The sequence below is a fragment of the Campylobacter concisus genome, from assembly GCF_902460675.1.
GTDB classification, from domain to species: Bacteria; Campylobacterota; Campylobacteria; order Campylobacterales; family Campylobacteraceae; genus Campylobacter_A; species Campylobacter_A concisus_AJ.
Genome location: NZ_CABPUQ010000001.1, coordinates 625,429 through 645,191, shown reverse-complemented (window position 1 = coordinate 645,191; position 19,763 = coordinate 625,429). Strand labels below are relative to the sequence as shown.

The 19,763-nt window shown below is 37.4% G+C and carries 17 protein-coding genes and 1 tRNA gene; 10 read left to right on the top strand and 8 right to left on the bottom strand.

Annotated elements, in window-relative coordinates; all coding sequences use genetic code 11:
* Nucleotides 1–2: 2 nt before the first annotated feature.
* The 6 genes from F3G88_RS03120 to F3G88_RS03095 form a co-directional block, all read right to left on the bottom strand.
* The gene (locus F3G88_RS03120) at nt 3–728 is read right to left on the bottom strand and encodes an EcoRI family type II restriction endonuclease (RefSeq protein WP_148788426.1); all 726 of its coding nucleotides are present in this window, start codon (nt 726–728) and stop codon (nt 3–5) included.
* A 1-nt stretch (nt 729) separates the two neighbouring features.
* Nucleotides 730–1,830 carry a DNA adenine methylase gene (locus F3G88_RS03115; RefSeq protein WP_149715333.1) on the bottom strand — a complete coding sequence of 367 codons (1,101 nt, stop codon included), beginning with the start codon at nt 1,828–1,830 and terminating at the stop codon, nt 730–732.
* The gene (gene trpD, locus F3G88_RS03110; protein WP_149715332.1) at nt 1,827–3,431 is read right to left on the bottom strand and encodes an anthranilate phosphoribosyltransferase; all 1,605 of its coding nucleotides are present in this window, start codon (nt 3,429–3,431) and stop codon (nt 1,827–1,829) included. Before trpD ends, F3G88_RS03115 begins: the two co-directional genes overlap by 4 nt.
* 79 nt (nt 3,432–3,510) lie before the next feature.
* Complete coding sequence (gene recR, locus F3G88_RS03105) at nt 3,511–4,083, bottom strand: recombination mediator RecR (RefSeq protein ID WP_149715331.1); 573 nt, start codon at nt 4,081–4,083, stop codon at nt 3,511–3,513.
* Nucleotides 4,080–5,336: an ArsS family sensor histidine kinase gene (locus F3G88_RS03100; RefSeq protein ID WP_021086841.1), complete on the bottom strand. Its 1,257-nt coding sequence runs from the start codon at nt 5,334–5,336 to the stop codon at nt 4,080–4,082. Before F3G88_RS03100 ends, recR begins: the two co-directional genes overlap by 4 nt.
* Nucleotides 5,333–6,004, bottom strand: coding sequence for a response regulator transcription factor (locus tag F3G88_RS03095; RefSeq protein WP_009294394.1), 672 nt, complete (start codon nt 6,002–6,004; stop codon nt 5,333–5,335). The genes F3G88_RS03100 and F3G88_RS03095 overlap by 4 nt, the downstream gene beginning before the upstream one ends.
* 123 nt (nt 6,005–6,127) lie before the next feature.
* On the opposite strand from F3G88_RS03095, the gene dnaJ reads away from it, so the two are divergent.
* Nucleotides 6,128–7,270 (top strand): molecular chaperone DnaJ, encoded by a 1,143-nt coding sequence (gene dnaJ, locus F3G88_RS03090; protein ID WP_149715330.1) that lies wholly within the window; start codon nt 6,128–6,130, stop codon nt 7,268–7,270.
* A gap of 284 nt (nt 7,271–7,554) precedes the next feature.
* On the opposite strand, the gene pyk is transcribed toward dnaJ, so the two are convergent.
* Entirely contained in the window at nt 7,555–9,006 is a 1,452-nt protein-coding gene (pyk, locus tag F3G88_RS03085) for a pyruvate kinase (protein ID WP_149715329.1), read from the bottom strand.
* 92 nt (nt 9,007–9,098) lie between these two features.
* Here pyk and F3G88_RS03080 point away from each other — a divergent pair, with 92 nt between their 5' ends.
* The 6 genes from F3G88_RS03080 (at nt 9,099) to F3G88_RS03055 (ending at nt 16,104) form a co-directional block, all read left to right on the top strand.
* Nucleotides 9,099–10,160, top strand: coding sequence for a TRAP transporter substrate-binding protein (locus F3G88_RS03080; protein ID WP_103640044.1), 1,062 nt, complete (start codon nt 9,099–9,101; stop codon nt 10,158–10,160).
* A gap of 114 nt (nt 10,161–10,274) precedes the next feature.
* The gene (locus tag F3G88_RS03075; RefSeq protein WP_149715328.1) at nt 10,275–11,099 is read left to right on the top strand and encodes a hypothetical protein; all 825 of its coding nucleotides are present in this window, start codon (nt 10,275–10,277) and stop codon (nt 11,097–11,099) included.
* 258 nt (nt 11,100–11,357) lie between these two features.
* A complete protein-coding gene (locus F3G88_RS03065; RefSeq protein WP_103611623.1) occupies nt 11,358–11,996 on the top strand; it encodes a tRNA 2-selenouridine synthase in 639 nt (212 codons plus the stop codon).
* Nucleotides 11,997–12,140, top strand: a complete 144-nt coding sequence (locus tag F3G88_RS10205; RefSeq protein ID WP_188117455.1) for a hypothetical protein — start codon at nt 11,997–11,999, stop codon at nt 12,138–12,140. It begins immediately after the preceding gene.
* A gap of 106 nt (nt 12,141–12,246) precedes the next feature.
* Nucleotides 12,247–12,888, top strand: a complete 642-nt coding sequence (locus F3G88_RS03060) for a tRNA 2-selenouridine synthase (RefSeq protein ID WP_149715327.1) — start codon at nt 12,247–12,249, stop codon at nt 12,886–12,888.
* Entirely contained in the window at nt 12,889–16,104 is a 3,216-nt protein-coding gene (locus tag F3G88_RS03055; RefSeq protein WP_149715326.1) for an Mbeg1-like protein, read from the top strand.
* 8 nt (nt 16,105–16,112) lie between these two features.
* Here F3G88_RS03055 and F3G88_RS03050 read toward each other — a convergent pair whose 3' ends face one another.
* Nucleotides 16,113–17,312 (bottom strand): molybdopterin molybdotransferase MoeA, encoded by a 1,200-nt coding sequence (locus F3G88_RS03050; RefSeq protein WP_148822500.1) that lies wholly within the window; start codon nt 17,310–17,312, stop codon nt 16,113–16,115.
* Nucleotides 17,313–17,448: 136 nt separating this feature from the next.
* Here F3G88_RS03050 and yedE point away from each other — a divergent pair, with 136 nt between their 5' ends.
* The 3 genes from yedE to F3G88_RS03035 all read left to right on the top strand — a co-directional run.
* The gene (gene yedE / locus F3G88_RS03045; protein WP_149715325.1) at nt 17,449–18,507 is read left to right on the top strand and encodes a YedE family putative selenium transporter; all 1,059 of its coding nucleotides are present in this window, start codon (nt 17,449–17,451) and stop codon (nt 18,505–18,507) included.
* A gap of 115 nt (nt 18,508–18,622) precedes the next feature.
* Nucleotides 18,623–18,699 (top strand) — tRNA-Met (locus tag F3G88_RS03040).
* A gap of 265 nt (nt 18,700–18,964) precedes the next feature.
* Nucleotides 18,965–19,763 (top strand): Cj0814 family flagellar-dependent secreted protein (locus tag F3G88_RS03035; protein ID WP_149715932.1); only part of this gene is annotated, 799 nt, incomplete at its 3' end.

Genomic DNA, 19,763 nt, shown 5'->3' with positions numbered 1-19,763 from the left:
ACCTAAAAAATATAATATCGCAAACTTGTTTCGGCGATTTCTTTCATTATTTCGAACATTTCATCTATACTCCATTCATGTTTTCTAAAATACATGCTAACTGGAGAAAATTTATTATGTTCGCTGTTACCATCTAATTTAAAAATATATGTTTTATTAAGGTAATAAAATTCATTCATAGTGCTTAATTTTGAAAACATATTTTTAGTACTAATATCTTTCTCGTTAAAATCATCACCACTTCCGAAACAAACAAAAGGAGTTATGTCTTCGTGATTCATCATAGCCCTTATGCCAATCAAATTTTTTCCTAAACGTTCTATAGCATTGCCTCTTGCTTGTCTTTTAAGACCTTCTTCTTCTCTCTTATCATTTGTTCCTTGTCGTTTAACCTCAGCTGCCAAAATAAGTTTCTGATAATTATCATCATCTCGTTTTTTTAATATTAAAAAACCACCATCTGGCTTAATTGCATTACTTTTCCAAGATGTATCGAATTGCTTTCTGATACCTCCATTTTTTATATTAGCCATCATTTCATCAAGAGATAGTTTTGAGCTAAATTCTATATAGAACCCATTGAAATTAGTTATATCGCTAAATCTTTCTTCTATATAGCTAATCGTTTTTTTCATAGACTGGGCTATATTTTTATCATCAAGTTTAGACTTAGTATTTTTTGGTTTGTGCTGATTTTTGTTTTTTCTTAGGTCATTACTATTTGCCATATTAAACCTTTTTTACAATATAAAGATATTCTGTTACATATAAGGAGCGTTTACTTAAATTTCTACTAGCACGATAGGTTGGATACTTAATTTCATGTTTTATAACTTTACCTATTTTAGACAAATTTAACAAAAATTCATTTTCACTAATAAATCCTTCCGAATTAAAAGAAATAATCAAATATTTAGATGGAAAGTTTGTTAGTAATGTAAAAAATTCCTCTGCAGCCTTTGATTTTTTATTAAAATTTGAACGATTCCAATCATTTGGTATACCAGATACTTCACTAATAGTTTCAATTTTTGGTGCTTTAAAATTTGCTATTAAATTTAACATAAAATAGTTTGATCCATAAGGATGTTGATTATATGGCGGATCAAAATATGCTATATCTGTTACAGACAGATGACTAGCTAATTTTAAAGCATCTTCCTGATATACCTCAAAATCACTTTTAAATTTTGAAAAAATAGGTTTTTTTAGTGAAATTTCACCTAAAATTCTAGTCAGAGCATTTTCTCCGTTTCCACCAAATTTACCAATTCCATTTTTATCCTTATAAAAACCTTTAAAAACGCCTCCGGTATTTGAATGAATACTTGCCTCACTAAGAAGTGGTGCTATAAAAAAATGTTGAAATTTTAGGTCTATTTTTTCTATAGATTTGCGTAAACCACCAATTATAAGTGCATTTTTGCGGGTAAAAAAAACTCTTTCTCCTTTACCAATATTCTCATCATTTTTTGGAGCATAAAGCTCACTAATAAAGCTTTCGCATGGATTAAAATTAGATAAAATCTTCTTAAAATTTTGATCTATTTGATCCCTAAGTTCATCTGAAAAATTCGATAGATAACATAAATTTATAATACGAGAGTAAGACTCTAGGTCATTTGCAATAACTAAATTTGAATGTGCTTTGGCTGCTCTTGCAACCACACCTGAACCGCTAAAAACATCTACAAAGCTTATTTTATCCCTTTTGAGTTCGTTTTTTATTTCACAAATGACTTTTAAAATTTCATTTATTATTGAACGTTTATTCCCAAGATAACTAATCAATTGTTCCTTTAAAAAAGCAGGGTTTTCAGAATTTTTCAAATGACATCCCTTATAAACTCTTCATAAAATTTATACGCCTTGCCTGAATTTATCGCCTCAAGCACCATTTTTTTGGCCTCGTCTGGGCTCTTTGCGCCATCAGCTGCGTAGAGCGCAAACATCGCGTTAAAGACTACTATGTCAAATTTCGCCCCCTGCTCCTCACCTTTTAGCGTGCGGATCAAGGTTTTGGCGTTTTCTTCAGGTGTGCCGCCTTCTATGTCGCTGTGAAGCGCCCTTTTAAAGCCAAACTGCTCTGGCGTGATGCTGTATTCAAAAATTTCGCCATTTTTTAGCTCCACAACGCTTGTTTCACTGCAAAGCGTGATCTCGTCTAGTCCGTCATCACCGCGAACGACCAAAGCGTGCTTTCTGCCAAGTATCTTAAGCGTTTGGGCGTAGAGTTTTAGAACAGGCTTATGATAGACGCCAACTAGCTGATTTGTAAGGTTTAAATTTGGATTTAAAAGCGGTCCAAGCACGTTAAAGACGGTTCTTATACCAAGTCTTTGGCGCACTTCTCTCACCTCGCCAACTAGAGGGTGGAAAAATGGCGCATGGAAAAAGGCTAAATTTTTACTAGCTAAATTTTCGCGCTGTTTTGCCAGTGATTTTTCACTTTTTACGCCTAAAATTTCAAGCACATCAGAGCTACCTGACTTGCTTGAAACTGCCTTGTTGCCGTGTTTTGCGACCTTTATGCCAAGACTTGCAAGGATAAATGCAACCGAAGTTGAGATATTTATCGTCTTAAAGCCATCGCCTCCAGTGCCGCAAAGATCGATCATAGGCGTATCATCGCGGTAAGTTTGTGAGTATTTTAGGATATTTTTTGCAAGTGCAGCGAGGCTTTTTGGATAGAGGCTCTTTTCGCTAATGAGCACCAAAAGGGCTGAAAGCTGCACGATCTCGTACTCTTTGCTGGCTATTATCTCGCAAATTTGCTCAAAGTCGCTATCATCAAGTGGGCTGTTTTCTTGAAGCTTTATAAGATATGGCTTAAATGAGCGGATTTTAGGCTCTTTTACCTCATCTTTTGCTTTGTAATTTACAAAATTTTCAACTATTTTTTTGCCGTATTGCGTGAAGTAGCTCTCAGGGTGAAACTGGATGCCAAAGATCGGCTTATCTTTTACGCTAAGCGCCATGACTACGCTATCATCGCTCACCGCATCAGCGCTTAAGTTTGCTGGGAGCTCATCGACATAGAGCGAGTGGTAGCGCATAACCTCAAAGCGCTCAGGCAGCCCTGCAAAAAGCGGCTCTTTGTTTTTCACGTCTATAAACGAGGTCTTGCCGTGAAGTGGGTCATCTAGCCTTTTTATCTTTGCGCCGAAACTAAGCCCTATGGCTTGGTGTCCAAGGCAAATTCCAAGTACTGGCACGCCAAGGTCTGCCTGCAAAATTTCTAAGCAAACTCCACTATCTTTTGGGTGCTTTGGTCCTGGGCTTAGGATTATCTTACTTGGGTTTAGCTTTTTGATCTCTTCAAGCGTTATCTTGTCGTTTCTAACGCATCTAACCTCTTCATTTGTGAGCTCTTTTACGTACTGCTCGACGTTGAAGACAAAACTATCGTAGTTATCTATAAGTAAAATCAATCTCTATCCTTTTAAATTTAGCGGCGGAGTGGCTAAATATTATAAATTTAGGTGAGATTATAACTAAAAGAAATTTTAATTAGGCTTTTGTGCGGCTCTCGTAGGCCTTTAAAAGTGAGAGCATATCGACGTTTTCTAAATTTACGCCAGTTGGTACGCCTTGAGCGATCTTGCTAAATGAAATTTCACTCATGCCAAGCTTATCCTCGACGTAAAGCATGAGTGCGTCTGAATTTAGCCCCGGAGTAAAGGCGAAAACGACCTCTTTTGAGCCATTTTGCTTGATAGCATTTCGCAGCCTATCTATGGCGTCCTCGTCGATCTCGTCAAGCACGAAGTAAAGGCCGTTATAAATGCCATTTTGCTCAAAAACCAAGATATCTTTTGGGCTCTCAACTAGCAAGATGACCTCGCTATCCCTGCTCTCGTCGCTGCAAATGTCGCAAATTTCATTTTCGCTTAGCCCACCGCAACGCTCACAGCGCTTGATAAACCTTACCGCATCTTCGATATTTTGCGCGAGCCTTAGCCCTGCAAAGCTATCTTGCATACAGACAAAGTAGGCAAATCTCGCGGCTGATTTTTTACCGACACCTGGTAGCTTGGCAAAAGACTCAGTTAGCTCGTTAAATTTCTCTAAGCCCCTTTTCATGCGCGTTTTGCCTTTGCTCGAAGTAAAATTTTAAAGACGTGATAGCCGTCCTCGTAGTCATAAGCAAGCTCAAATTTTTGCATCTGGCAAATTTGCTCGATGATATAAAGTCCAAGCCCCATGCCGCTTCCAGCACTCACCTTATCGCCACGCACGAAGGCTTGTTTGTAGTAGTCAATCGGATGATTTAGCTTTTTGCCTAAATTTTTAACTGCTATAAATTCGCTATCGCAGATCAAAATAGCCTTTTTATCCTCTGCGTATTTTAAGGCATTGTCTATCAAATTTTTAATCGCCAAACTAAAAAGCTGAAAATCAACTCTTAGTATAACGTCATCTCTGATGTCACAGCTCACTCGCTCTTCAAATTTATCAAGCATGAGCATATCTTGCACCTGCTCCAAAATGAGCGAGAAATGGCACTCTTGGTAGTTTAGTGCATAGCTTTTTGAAAGAAGCTGCTCGACCTTACTAAATTCATTTATCAGCATCTCAAGGCGCTCAAAAACGTTTATGAGCCTCATCTTTTGTGTGTCGTTTGCGACCATTTCAGAGACGATCCTACCCTTGCCTATAGGCGTCTTTAGCTCATGCATGATCGCACGTAAAAATAGCTGCCTTGAGCGGATGAGCTCTCTGATCTTGCAAACGGCGTTGTCAAACTCGACCGCGACTTGCCCGATCTCGTCTTGCTCGTTTTCATTTAGCCTAGCAGTCATCGCCATCTCCATGTTTCCGCTGGCAAATTTTCTGATATCTTTGCTAAGTCTTCTAAGTGGCAAAAGGCTTCTAAGCACCGAGACATAAAGAGAGATAAGCAGAGCCGAGATGATCAAAAATGCCACCCAAAGTGGGTCATTTACGTGTCTTGCATCGTTGCTCTCAAGTAGCAACTGAAAAGATGGATTTTTGATAAGTAGATACAAATCGCCTTTGTAATTAACAGACTGCATCATGCCAAGAGGCGTGTGCTGCGTAAAAATGGCGTTTCCGCTTGTAGTAACTGAGGTGGCTAAATTTTTGTTGCCGACATATTCTAGGTTGAAATTTTTAAAGTAGTGCTCCAAATCTCTTGGAGGATTGCCACGCTCGTAAAGCGCCACAAGGTAGTTCATAGCGCTTATTTGCTTGTCTTTTAGCTTCTCAAGCGCACTTTCTTGCTGAATGTTTGCAAATGTCACAAAGAGCAAGCACATCAGCGAGAAAGCGATGGCAAAGATGATAGTTATCTTGGTGGTTATGGAGTATTTCATCCGATAAGCTTATATCCTATGCCTCTAACTGAAAAAATATGTTTTGGCGCTTTTGAGCTGTCGCCGATCTTTGTTCTAAGGCGTCCGATGATGACATCTAAGCTCTTTGAGTCCTTGTCTTTTAGGCTCTTGCAGTTATAAACTAGCTGCTCGCGAGATACTGAAAAGCTATGCTGTTTGATGAGATAGGTTAAAATTTCATACTCAGCTGGTGTAAGCGCAAGGGCTTCATTATTAAAGTAAATTTCATGGCGCTTGTCGTCTATCCTAAATGCGCTATCAACGACCTCTTCTTGAACTTCGTTTGTCTTTTTATATCTTCTAATAAGACTTGTGATACGAGCATACATCTCTTTTGGATCGTATGGTTTTGGCAAATAATCATCTGCTCCAAGCTGAAGTCCAACGACCTTGTCGCTGATGTCACTGCGAGCTGAGCTTATGATGATAGGGATGTCGTATTTTTGGCGAATTTCTTTACAAACTTCAAGACCATCAATGCCAGGTAATGTAAGGTCAAGTATAAGCAGGTCATAGTTTTTTATCCCTGCACTTAGCCCTAGATATGGATCTTCAAAGTTAGTCACTTTTATATTAAAACTATCAAGATATTCAGATAAAATTTGTGCAAATTCTGGATCGTCTTCTATCATTAAAACGTTAATCATAAATCATCCTTTTCATTGAAAAATAGTAGAGATTATACGGCAAAAATGTAAATTTTTTTTTAAATTTAAACTTTTTTGGATAAAATCTCACATTTAAAATAAGCTTAATAAACAAGGAAAAATGTGGAGTTTGATTATTACGAGATCCTTGAAATTTCAAGAAATGCAAGTGGCGACGAGATAAAAAAAGCCTTTAGAAAGCTCGCTTTAAAATACCACCCAGACAGAAATGCTGGCGACAAAGAGGCTGAGCAGAAATTTAAACAGATAAACGAAGCCTATCAGGTCTTAAGCGATGAGCAAAAGCGCTCAATATACGACAGATACGGCAAAGAAGGGCTTGAGGGTAGATTTGGCAGTGGCGGTGGCTTTAGCGCTGATTTTGACCTCTCAGACATTTTTGACTCGTTTTTTGGAGGCGGTTTTGGCGGTGGTTCTAGACAGAGAAAAAGAAGAACTGAAAAATACTCAGCCGACCTTGAAATTCCTATAAATTTAGAGTTTAACGAAGCTGTTTTTGGCTGCGAAAAAGAGATCAAATTTGATCAAAAAGTGCCTTGCCCAACATGCAACGCAACAGGCAGTAAAGATGGCAAAAACAAAACTTGCCAACACTGCGGCGGAAGCGGCAGGATCACACGTGGAAATGGCTTTATGAATATCGTTCAAGAGTGCCCATACTGCCACGGATCTGGCGAAGTGATAAGCGAGCCATGTCCTGACTGCAACGCAAAAGCCTATAAAATCCAGCAACAAAGCGTCAAGATCACGATCCCAGAGGGCGTTGATAGTGGCATGAGGATGAGGGTCGCTGGCAAAGGCAACATCGGTGCAAACGGCGTTCAAGGCGATCTTTACGTGAGCATAAATGTAAAAGAGGACAAGCACTTCATTCGCCACAATGACGATGTTTATATAGAAATTCCAGTCTTTTTCACCCAAGCTATTCTTGGCGAGAGTATAAAAATCCCAACTCTTCGCGGTGAAACAGAGCTAAAACTACCAGTTGGCGCGAAAGATAAGCAGCAATTTATCTTTGAAAATGAGGGCATCAAGGGTGTAAATTCACGCAAAAAAGGCAGACTTGTAGCTCAAATTTCTATCCAAACGCCTGATAAACTAAGCGACGAGCAAAAAGAGCTTTTAAACAAGCTTCAAGCTAGCTTTGGCATAGTTTCAGGCAAGTCAAGCACCGATGAGAGCGTCTTTGACAAGATAAAAAGCTGGTTTAAAGGCGACGAGCCAAAAGGCAAAAAGAAAAAATAAATTTAAATTTGTGACGTTAAATTTGGCGTCACAAATTCTTTCAAAATAAATTTTATATATCCTATATTTTTACAAGTAAATTTCACACAAAATTTAAAATTTCATGAACTAGTAATTTCGGCTCTAAAATTTGTGATAAGCTGTAAGCGAAGTCAAATTTTAGTAGTCAATTCTTGCGAGTGAATGAAAGTTTTAAAATTTGCAGCAATAGTCTTGATCAAATTTGCAAATTTAAAAGCAAATTTCAGTGCCCAGAAGCTATCCGAGCACCAAATTTTACAAATTTACTCCGTTGCAAGATCTAGGTAATAATCAAGCTGGTCGCGTCTGATGATACGTATGAGGTTTGTGCTGCCCTCTACGCCTGTTGGGTGGCCAGCTGTAACGAGATAGGTCTTGTCATGCTCGACGTATCCAGCGTCGTAAGCCTTTTTGATGACATTTGCAAGTAGGACATTTAGCTTTGTCTTTTCAAGCACGAGCGCTGGCGTCACGCCCCAAGCGAGGGTAAGCATATGAGCTGTCTGCTCGTCGTGTGCGATAGCGATGATGTCGATGTTTGTGCGGTTTCTAGCTAGCTTTATGGCTGATTTGCCAGAGCCTGTGATAGAGAGTATCGCATTTGCCTTGATACGCACGGCTAGCGAAGCTGCGCTATTTGCGACCATGTCAGTCTCGTCCAAAAAGTCGAATTCGTCAAATTTATTGTATGGATAGATGCTTTGCGTTTGTATGATCGTTTTGCTCATCGCCTCTACGACTGCGACTGGGTTTTTGCCGATCGCGCTCTCCTCGCTTAGCATAACCGCGTCAGTGCCGTCTAGCACGGCGTTTGCCACGTCACTAATCTCCGCTCTTGTAGCAGTTTCATGCTCTGCCATGCTTAGCATCATCTGCGTTGCTGTGATGACTGGCTTGCTGGCTGCATTTGCCTTTTTGATAATGAGCTTTTGTATGGTTGGCACATTGTAAAATGGCACTTCTATGCCAAGATCGCCACGAGCTACCATGATACCATCGCTCTTTGCGATGATGTCGTCTATGTTTTCAACCGCGTCAAATTTCTCTATCTTAGATAAGATAGCCGCTTTGGAGCCAAATTCTTTTAAGATATTTCTCGCTTTTATCACGTCATTTGCGTCTTGCACGAAGCTAATGGCGACGAAATTTACGCCCTGCTTTGCGCCAAATTCCATATCTTCTTTATCTTTTGGCGTGATGATCTCGATACCAAGGGTAGTATTTGGGAAATTTACCCCTTTGTTTGAGTTTAAAATTCCGTCATTTTCGATGATGGTTTTTACCACATCTTTGCCCTCGCCTACAACTCTTGCTCTGATCGAGCCATCGTAGAGATAGACGTACTCGCCAGCCTTTAGCATAGGTAAAATTTGAGGCTGATTTAGGCTCACTCTATAAACGCCCTTTTCGATCTTCTCGCCCACGATATCCTCTGCGTAGATGCTAAGCTCGTCGCCAGCTTTTAAGTAAAATGGCTCGCTAAGCTTGCCAACTCTGATCTTTGGACCGCAGATATCTTGCAAGATGCCTATGCGTTTGTTTAGTCTTTTTTCGATGTTTCTTATCTTGTCGATGTTTGATTTGTGGTATTCGTGTGTTCCGTGGCTAAAATTTAAACGAAAGACATTAACCCCTGCTTTAACCATCGCTTCCATCGTCTCTTCGTTGTCACTTGCTGGCCCTAAAGTCGCTACAATTTTCGTCTTTTTTATCATTTTTATGCCCTGTAATTTGATTTTTGCGATTATAACACATTTTAATAATGTAAATTTTTTGTATAATATGCAAAATTTTTAAAGGAGAGAGTATGAATAAATTTTTATTAGCATCTCTTGGCCTAGCAGCTCTTGCTTGCGCTGCCATGGGAGATGACAAAGTCTATAAGCTCAAGCTTGCAAGCTCATGGGAGAGCACTATGCCAGTGCTTGGTGAAGTGCCAAAAGAGCTAAAAGATAAGGTCGAAAAGATGAGTAACGGCCGCATCGAGATCAGGATCGACTACCCGTCAAAGCACAAGTCACCTTTTGCGATGCTTGACTTTGCAAAGAGCGGTCAATACGACATCGGCTACACAGCTAGCTACTACTACAAGGGTAAAGACCCTAAGACAATGTTCTTTACAGCGACACCATTTATGATGAATACCGACGAGCAAACAGCTTGGTATGAATTTGGCGGCGGCAAAGAGCTAGAGGCGAAAGTTTTTGACCCATATAACATCAAAATTTTTAGAGCTGGTAACACTGGCATGCAAATGGGCGGCTGGTTTAAAAAAGAGATCAAGTCAGTTGATGATATCAAAGGCTTAAAGATCAGAATTCCAGGCTTTGGCGGTGAAATTTACGCTAAACTTGGCGCAAACATCAACACTATCCCAACAGGCGAGCTTTATATGGCGCTTGAGATGGGCACTATCGATGCAGTCGAGTGGGTTAGCCCAGCTTACGACATGGCGCTTGGCTTTCACAAAGTGGCAAAATACTACTACACAGGCTGGCAAGAGCCAGATGGCGAAACTCAGTTTTTCTTCAACAAAAATGCGTATGAAAAACTTCCAGATGATCTAAAAGCGATCTTTGAAGCGGCTGCTGCTGAAGTGGCAAGAGATGTGAATACTAAGGTATTTTACGCAAACGTAGAGTACTGGGACAAGATGAAAGCTGAGTACCCAGACATCCAAGTAAAATCTTTCCCACCAGAGGTCATCGCAGCTCTTAAAAAGGCTACAAATGAGCTACTTGATGAAGAGAGCGCAAAAGATCCACTATTTAAAGAGATCGTCGAGTCTCAAAGAGCTTTCCTTAAAAAAGCAAGAGAGTGGACTAAAATTTCTGACTACGCTTATATCAAAACAAACGAAGAGAAATAACCACAGCAGGGAGCTCTCCCTGCTTTTTAAAATTTAAAACCACCACAAAAACTAATCACAATAAGACTTTAAAGCAAAAGATAAGACAATAGTGAAAATTTAAAAGGATTTATAATGAAAAAAGTCAAATTTATAGTTTTTATCTGCTTGTTTATACTGCTACCACTTGCTTATTTTAATGGCTTTATAAGAATTTCTGATCTTCTAACTAGCGAACAAGAGAGCATAGCTAAAAAGTATGGTGGTGTTTATGTATTTGATGAGAAGCTGGAGAAGGAGATAGATAAGCTTGAAGAGCTAAACAAAGGTATAAGAGCAAAAAGATCAAGCCTATATCAAGAGATAAAACAAGAGCTAGATAACAATCAAAGCAAATATTTTCAAGAATTTAACAACAACAAGAGCAATTATATAGATATGGTTATGCAAGATATCTTTAACGATAAATTTTGCAAGCAAAAATATGATGAATTTGTAGCTGCTGGTAAAGACATAATGAAAATGGAGCATGCTTGCATAAATATAAATGAAAGAGCTATGGGTAAATTTATAGATGAAATAGTAGATAAAACGTATCATGTTTATGATAGGTTGTCTAACGGAAAGAGATACTACCTCAGATGGATCGATTATGAAAATGAGACAAGAAAAAAAATAAAAACTCCACAAATTTACAAAGATAAAATAAAAGAATTTATAGGCAGTGAAGATTATGAAAAATTTAAACCATCTTATGACTTGGGCTATTTTTATATAGATGATAATGATGAAGTAAGAGTAATTGATCTAAGTTTAGACTACTACGTTGTCGAAACAACATATACACTTTCAGGTGATGAAGCAAGTGGGATAAAATTTACCAAAAACAGATATATAAACGTAGCTGGAGATAACTATTTTTATTTGATAGACAATAAATTTAAAAAGATAAATAAATAGGAAAAATAAATGAATACTCTAAAAAATTTAACAAATAAAGAAATGGTAGATAAAATAAGGGTTTATGCTGATATAGCTGATGTTGCTTATGCGTTTTTTGAGTATATAGACGAGAATGAAATTTGGGGTATTTCGGATAAATTTCATAATTAATAAACTTCAACCAAGCATAATAAATTAATAATATTATAAATATAATCACAATAAAATTAAAAGAAATTTTATATCTTGTATAGTTTAAATTTAAAAGGATTTATGATGAAAAAAGTCAAATTTATAGTTTTTATCTGCTTATTTATACTACTTCCACTTGCTTATTTTAATGGCTTTATAAGAATTTCTGATCTAACTAGCGAACAAGAGAGCATTGCTAAGAAATATGGTGGTGTTTATGTATTTGATGAGAAGCTAGAGAAAGAGATAGATAAGAGGGAAGAAGAGAGACGAATAATGACAAAAGGCTTAAGTGGTAAAAAATTAGCTGAAAATCGTTATGCAGTTGATATGACACCAGTTAATGAAAAATTGCCTAGAGTTTTATCTAATGGCAAAAGATACTACCTCAGATGGATTGATTATGAAAACGAAACTGGCAAAGAAGTAAAAATTCCTAATGATTATGTTGAGAAAATTATAAATTACATAGGAAAAGAAAATTTAGAAAAATATACACCAAATTTATCTATGTCATATTTTTATATAGATGGCGATAAAGTCGTGCCTATAAGAACATCTGCAAGTTACTTATATCGAATTAAAACCTTTACATTATATGGCGATGAAGCAAGTGGAATTAAATTTATAAAAGATGGTATAGGGCTAGCTAAAGGCGGAAATAGATTTGAATTTATAAACAATAAATTTGAAAAAGTCAGCACTTCAGATAAGGATAAATAGATGAATACTATTAAAAATTTAACCAACAAAGATATGGTAAATAAGATAAAGGACTATGCTGATATAGCTGAGGTTGCTTATGCGTTTTTTGAATACATAGACGAGAATGAAATTTGGAGTTTTTCGGATAAATTTTGTAATTAATAAACCTCAACTAAGCATAATAAATTAATAATATTATAAATATAATCACAATAAAATTAAAAGAAATTTTCTATCTTGTATAGTTTTAAGTTTAAAAGGATTTATGATGAAAAAAGTAAAATTTATAGTTTTTATCTGCTTGTTTATACTTCTACCACTTGCTTATTTTAATGGCTTTATAAGAATTTCTGATCTAACTAGCGAGCAAGAGAGCATTGCTAAAAAATATGGTGGTGTTTATGTATTTGATGAGAAGCTAGAGAAAGAGATAGATAAGAGGGAAGAAGAAAGACGAATAATGACAAAAGGATTAAATGGTAAAAAAATAGCCGAAAATCGTTATACAGTTGATATGACACCAGTTAATGAAAAATTGCCTAGAGTGCTATCTAATGGGAAAAAATATTATGTAACCACAAGAGATTACGGAGATGAATTTAAGAAAAAGGCAGAAGTGCCAGAAATTTACTTAAATAAAATAATAGACTTTATAGGAAATGACATATTTTATAAATGGCAACCTTTCATTAGTATGAGCTATTTTTATCTTGATGATAATAAAAATATTATCCCTATAAAAACAGGTGTAAATTATTACAAAGGATATAAAATTTTTGGCTTATATGGAGATGAAGCAAGTGGAATACGTTTATACAAAGAAACTAGCATAAATATAAGTGGCGATAATTATTTTTATTTTATAGATAGTAAATTTCAAAAAATCAGCAATAAAGACAAGGACAAATAAATGAATACTCTTAAAAATTTAACAAACAAAGATATGGTAAATAAGATAAAAGACTATGCTGATATTGCTGATGTAAGTTATGCTTTTTTTGAGTATATAGATGAGAATGAAATTTGGAGTTTTTCGGATAAATTTTACAATGAGAAAATTTTAAAGACGCCAAAGCCTAGATGGGATTATGCAGATAATGTAAACTATGGTCATACTTTAGAATTTGACATTAAAGATGAAAATGGAAATACAATAAAATTAGCTGGAAGTCCAACCGCTTATGCTCTTTGCGTAGAAGCTAGATTTATGCAAGATTTAACAATAGAAAAACCTGAAAAAAATGATGACGGCACTATAAAGAAAGTTAAAATATCAAATGAAATAAGAAATTTTATAACTACTCCAAAAGGAGAGCCACAAAGACTTTTCATAAACGAAAAAGGCTACCACCAAATCTCCAAACGTACCAAAAATTTCACATCAAGATTTAAACTTCTAAAACATCAAAAAAATGACAAGCAAGGTTTTAGCACTACACTCTTTGAAGATACAAAGGATAACAACAAAAAGATACTAACCTTTAGGGGGACTGAGATCACTCTAGGAGATTTAAAAGCTGATATAGATCTAACCACTAGTAACATACCAGCACAAGTAAATTCTTTAATAAATTTCTTTTTAGATAATGTTATACCTATCTTAAAAGAAGGCGAAAAGATAAACATCTGCGGTCATAGCCTTGGTGGATATCTAACTCAGGTATGTGCTTTTACTTTTGCTGAGTATATAGATGAAATTTATACATTTAACTCACCTGGATTGCTTAGTGATTATGCTACTAGAATTGATCTTGCACACAAGATAGATCAAATAGATAGGATACTAAGCAATAAAAATATATTCACTAAAAGAAAACTAACTCCTAATATGCAAAGTATGCTCTCTTGTAAAAAGAGATTATATGCAAATTTAATCCTAGCAAACCAAGACCACACCTACCTACCAGCACCTTTAAATTTTAACAACATATACCACATGAAAACAGACAATGATAGCTTAGCCTTTAACAATAAACTCTATGAAAACGCTATACAAGACCTTGGGGTTGATATAAATGGCAATGAAGTGCTAATAAATATAGGCAACGTAGATGCGATACTAAAAACAAATGTAAGTATGAGCTCGCACTTTCTTACCTATACAGCTGCTACACTATACTTTTTCTCATATCTTTTAGAAGAAAAAAATAATGACGAAAAGACAAAAAATGTTAGCCTAAAAGGCACGCTTTTATATCTAAATGACTTTATGGAGCAAAACTATAAGCTTATATTTGATCTTGATACAAATTTATCTTTAGCATATAAAAATGAGACATCCTATATAGATAACAAAGCTACACTTCCACCTCTTTTATATAACAAAAACAAAAACTGGATGTTGCTTATACTATTAAATAATATAAAACACGACTTTAAGATATTTAATCACAATTTAGAAGACGAGCAAGAAGCCTTGATAATAGAAGATATATTTAAGCTTAGTGATGAGAAGCGATATACAAATATAATAAGCAAAGAGGAAGTAGAGAAATTTAAAGAAGGTGGATGTGAAAAGATAGAAGATAAAAGAGCTATGCACAAGTGTAGGACGTACAAGGTGGTAGATGAGAGCTCTAGTGATGTCACTACCACCAAGGCTGATGCTAGCAAGCTCTACACCTATACGTCAAATTTCACAAGGTCGCTTTCATCACAAGATGAGAAGACATACTTTATGAAAAAATCAGAGCAAACCTACTCTCTTTTATTTGATAATAGCACAGGCAGTGGCTCTATAAATTTATACGACGTAAAAGATAGAGGCGAGATAAAATTTGGCTTTTTATCAGCTAGCTCTAGCGTATATGTGGATAAAGATAAAGAGAGTTTAGCCATATTTACAAAAGATAAAGACATAGTGGATATTGAGAGACTATATGAGAAGATAAGAGATAAATTTGGCATGGAAAACCCAGAAAACTACAAGGTCGATCTCTTCTTAAACGCCACACTTCTAAAAGGTGCAAATGAAGCTAAAGACTATAAATTTGGCTTTACAAATTTCAAAGATGAAAAAGAGCACGATCTCTTTGAGAACAAAGAAGATCAAAAGCCATTTTACTACTTTAGCCCAAGAGATGATGAAAGCTCTAAAGGCTCGCTTGATATCACAAACAAAAATACAAGTATAAGAGTGCTTGGCTATGATATAGATAGGGGTAGCTTGGATGTAAAGCTAAAAAGAGCTAATAATGATGAGAAAAAAGAGAAGCAAGCACAAGATAGAGAAGCGGTAAATCATCAAAGCATGCCTTCTGGCGCAGTAGCTACAAATTTCACCGCTCACCCAGTCATAGAAGACGACATCATCACTTGCCCGCATGGTGGTAGAGTGGTGCTAAAAAGCAAAGCTGGCAGGAGTATCAAATCTCAGGACGTACCGCTCATACTAGGTCGAGACTTCCTTGGCTCGCCGATAGTTGGCTGCTCGGCAAATTCGCCATGCACCTGCGTAGCCCACGTGCCAAAGAGCGCCCTAAGTGCCAAAAGAGTAAATGAAGACTACGCCCTTATGCAAGATCTAGTCCATCACTGTTTAAGCGATAGAAACTGCGCGCTATCCATAGCCAAAAAGCCAAATTTGCTTACATTTGAGGGAGTAAAATATCTTGATGCAAACGGCAACGAAGTAGCTCCAAAAGAGGCACAGATCAAGCAAGATCCAAGGCTAAGGTTTTTCATGAAGAGTGCTGCATCGCAAAGAGATAACATGCACGTCGCCATATACTCCATAAACGGCACCGAGTACAAAGAGCCAAACGGAGCTGACGAGATCGTGCTAAAAGAGAGCGACGCAAAAGATGTTAGCGACAAGGCGCTTTTAAAGCTATTTAATGAAAATTTTAAGACTACCAGCCAAAGAAAATATGAATTTAAAGAGTACTCGCTAAAGTATGGCGCAGATGTTTTCAGGCTAAATTTCATAAAGCCAGAGTATAAGAGCAAGCACGGCATAAACGGCTACTACGAAAGACTTACCGAATACGAAAACGACGTTAGAAATTTGATCTTTCTAACGCCAAATCAAACAAAAGATATCACTATAAAAATAGCTAAAGGGCTAGACGCTAAGATAGAAAAAGACGCCGAGATAACCGACGTCGTAGTGCTTCAAGGGCTATAAATTTACCCTTAGCAAGGCATCTTTAAAACTTCTACCACTTCACCTTTTGCGATAAATTCTGTCTCTTTTGGGATGATAAGCAGTGCAGCTTCGTTTGTTAGGTTATTTACGATCGCTGAGCTACCAAGCTTTTTGCCGTTTAAATTTACAAAGATCATGCCATCTCTGTTTTCTAAATTTACCGCTGTAAATTCCAAAAATGGCGAGCGTTTTTTGTAGTCTTCGTCCATTATCGCCGTGATCTTTGGCTCTTCTTGGCTAAACCAAGTGTTTATAAGCACTCTTACATAAAGCACGCACATAACCATCGCCGAGTAAGGGAATCCCGGCAGCGCAAAGATATATTTATCGCCTGATTTTGCCACTCTGATGTGGCGGCCTGGTTTTATCGCAGCGCCTTCGATGATGAGTTTGAAATTTTCATTTAAAGCGCCCTTTACAAAGTCATAGTCTCCCATGCTGATACCGCCAGTCGTCACCAAGATATCGGCTGATTTTAGCGCATTTATGATCGCTTTTTCGACAAGCTCAGCCTTATCTCTTACGATCTCACAAAGGATCGGCTCCGCGCCCATTTTGCGTATCTGCATAGCGATGCCTACGTGATTTGAGCTGTGAATTTGCGCTGGACTATCAAGAGGCTCGCCAAGGTCTTTTATCTCGCTACCAGTTGCAAGTATCGCCACCCTTGGGCGGATGAAGACGCTTACGTGAAATACGCCAAGCTCGGCAAGAAGCGCGATCTCAGAGTATGTTAGACGTGTGCCTTTTTTTATTAAAATTTCGCCTTTTTTGTAGCTCTCACCCACTGCTCGCACAGCAAAGCCCTTTGGCACGCTCTTTTTGATGATTATTTTTGAGCCACTTACTTCGACATTTTCAACTGGTACAAGAGTGTCGGTACCTTCGCTCATTAGCGAGCCGGTGAAGGTTTTGACGCATTTGCTGCCCTCTACATGCAGCCCTTTGTCACTACCTGCTGGCAGATCGGTGATGAGCTCAAGCTCGTTTAAGCCCTCTTTAAAGGCAAAAGCGTAGCCATCCATCGCTGAAACTGGCTTTGCTGGGTAGTTCTCAGTAGCTTTCACATCGTAGGCGATATTTCTATCAAGCGCATCCGTGATAGCCACTTTTTCGACCTTTTCCCACGCACTTATCGTATCTTTTAGAATTTTCAGGCTATCTGCATAGCTCATAAAATCTTTCATTTTTTGTCCTTTTTATGAAATTTTTGCATATTTTAGCCACTTCTGTTTTACAAAAAATTAATCTTTGTTTTATTTAATGATTATTAAAATGTCGTTTAAGAAACCAGTCTGGTTTTACCCTTACACAGGAATTTACATGAACAAAACACTACTTTACATCATCGCAGGTGCGAGCCTTGGCATACTTGGTCCGGTGCTCGTTCATTTTGGCAACCCAGCAAATATGGGCGTTTGTGCGGCTTGCTTTTTACGAGATAGCATGGGTGCGCTTGGCTTTCACCAGGCCAAAGTCGTGCAGTATCTAAGGCCTGAAATTTTAGGGCTTATCATCGGAGGCTTTCTAGCTAGCATGCTTTGGAGCAAAAATTTCACTCCAGTATCTGGTAGCGCGGCATTTCCTAGGTTTTTCTTAGGCGTGTTTGCGATGATAGGCTGCCTCATATTTTTAGGCTGCCCTTGGAGAGCGTTTTTGCGTCTTGGAGGCGGAGATATGACCGCTATTGCAGGGCTTGTTGGCTTGTTTGCTGGCGTCTTTGTGGGACGAGCTTTTAAGAAAAATGGCTACGTTTTGCCTGAAAATGAAACCACTGCAAAGGCTATTGGGTTTTTGCCACTGATCATCGCTATTTTGCTTTTACTAGCACTTATCTTTGGTCTAAAACTTGGCGAAAATGGCGCATTATTTAGCTCAGAAAAAGGCCCAGGCTCACAGCATGCAAATTTATTTATCTCTCTTATTTGTGCCATCATCATCGGCGCATTTATGCAAAGAAGTAAATTTTGCTCAGTGGGAGCTATCAGCAAAATTTTTGAGCGTGACTTTTCGATGTTTTATGGCATAGTCTCTATCGTTCTTTTTGCAAGCATCACAAATTTAGTGCTAAATCAATACAAATTTGGCTTTGAAGGGCAACCTATCGCTCACAATGATATGCTTTGGAACTTCTTAGGTATGACGCTCGCTGGTCTTTGCTTTAGCCTAAGCTACGGCTGCCCTGGAAAACACCTAGTGCAGATGGGAGCTGGAAATTTAAGCTCAGCCGTATTTGTTTTAGGCATGGGAGCTGGAGCTGCGATAAGTCATAACTTTATCTTAGCAAGCTCAGGAGCTGGCATCACACCTTTTGCCCCGTATGCCGTGGCTATCGGTTTCATATACGCTATTTACGTTGGATTTTTCACTAAAAAAGCTTAATAAATTTGGCTGCTTTTGCAGTCAAATTTGCTTTTTTATCTATAAAATTTGAGTGAGATAAATTTTAGCTAAAAATAAGTTCTTAGGTTGTATAATCCAAAACTTATTTTAAGTTGTCACGGTAGCTCAGCTGGTTAGAGCGCTGGTCTCATAAGCCGGAGGTCGGGAGTTCAAGTCTCCCCCGTGACACCATAGATGTCCTACTTATCGATACTTTAACTGCCCTTTTTGCAGTTTCCCTTTCTTTAAAATTTCCTAAAAGTATGGTACAGTTTTTATAAAAAGCGGTACATTTTTTCAGGATTGATTTATTTTACAAGATGCTTTCTATAAATTTGCTTTTATTTTTGCCCATAGGTAAAATTTTATTTCAAAGCGAGCAAACATAAATTTATCTCGCTTAAATTTTCGGCACAACTTTTGCTTACTCTTTGAAGCTAAATTCAAGGAGTAAGCTATGAAAATCTCTTATAACTCCATCTTAACAAAACAACACTACCAAAAACATACAAAAAGCGAAGGCTTTGCAAGCTTCTTACCTAACACTACAAATATAAATTCAATCAGCCAAGCCACTATTCCTAAAAATGATTTTGTTTCATCTAGTGCTATCGACTCTCTTTATCAGGCTAAATTTACTTCACAAGAGGGCTATGGATATAGTGTAGATGCTAAAGGATTTATGGGAGCTGACTTTAACAAGGCTGCAGGCTTGCCACAAGAATTTAAAATCCACAAAAGCACGCTTGATGCGATAGTGCTACACAATCAAAAGCACCCAAATAGTATAAATTTTTCAATGGAAACAAAAAAAGATAACCAACTCTTTGGAGAGGATAGTTTTGCAAATATCGATCTAGCAAATACCATAAAGCAATACTATAAAATTTTTGATCAAATTTCAGCTGGAGTTATTAGTAAGGGTAAAGAATTTTACTCAAATGAAGATCTAGCAAAGATGCCAAAGGGCTACTTTTCAAAAGATAAAAAAATGGATCATTTTGAATACCTAATGGGTAGGATGACAAGTGACGAGATAGATGGGCTAACCGATAGAAGCAATGAAAAGATAACTCATGTCTTCAGGACAACACAAGATGCAGACGATGCACATAGGCTGTGGGATGATCTAAGCGATATAAATGTAGAAGTCAATGGAAATTTCCTTGACTTTTCTCCAGAAGTGATGACAACTGAGCATACTATCCCTTATATGTGGGTTAGTAGTGCTGGATATGACTTCAAGCCTGATATGT

Excerpts from the sequence above, each read along its gene's own strand:
- F3G88_RS03120 (WP_148788426.1), bottom strand. The coding sequence starts at position 728 with ATGGCAAATAGTAATGACCTAAGAAAAAACAAAAATCAGCACAAACCA.
- recR (WP_149715331.1), bottom strand. The coding sequence starts at position 4,083 with ATGAAAAGGGGCTTAGAGAAATTTAACGAGCTAACTGAGTCTTTTGCC.
- F3G88_RS03100 (WP_021086841.1), bottom strand. The coding sequence starts at position 5,336 with ATGAAATACTCCATAACCACCAAGATAACTATCATCTTTGCCATCGCT.
- F3G88_RS03095 (WP_009294394.1), bottom strand. The coding sequence starts at position 6,004 with ATGATTAACGTTTTAATGATAGAAGACGATCCAGAATTTGCACAAATT.
- pyk (WP_149715329.1), bottom strand. The coding sequence starts at position 9,006 with ATGATAAAAAAGACGAAAATTGTAGCGACTTTAGGGCCAGCAAGTGAC.
- F3G88_RS03080 (WP_103640044.1), top strand. The coding sequence starts at position 9,099 with ATGAATAAATTTTTATTAGCATCTCTTGGCCTAGCAGCTCTTGCTTGC.
- F3G88_RS03075 (WP_149715328.1), top strand. The coding sequence starts at position 10,275 with ATGAAAAAAGTCAAATTTATAGTTTTTATCTGCTTGTTTATACTGCTA.
- F3G88_RS03065 (WP_103611623.1), top strand. The coding sequence starts at position 11,358 with ATGAAAAAAGTCAAATTTATAGTTTTTATCTGCTTATTTATACTACTT.
- F3G88_RS10205 (WP_188117455.1), top strand. The coding sequence starts at position 11,997 with ATGAATACTATTAAAAATTTAACCAACAAAGATATGGTAAATAAGATA.
- F3G88_RS03060 (WP_149715327.1), top strand. The coding sequence starts at position 12,247 with ATGAAAAAAGTAAAATTTATAGTTTTTATCTGCTTGTTTATACTTCTA.
- F3G88_RS03055 (WP_149715326.1), top strand. The coding sequence starts at position 12,889 with ATGAATACTCTTAAAAATTTAACAAACAAAGATATGGTAAATAAGATA.
- F3G88_RS03050 (WP_148822500.1), bottom strand. The coding sequence starts at position 17,312 with ATGAAAGATTTTATGAGCTATGCAGATAGCCTGAAAATTCTAAAAGAT.
- yedE (WP_149715325.1), top strand. The coding sequence starts at position 17,449 with ATGAACAAAACACTACTTTACATCATCGCAGGTGCGAGCCTTGGCATA.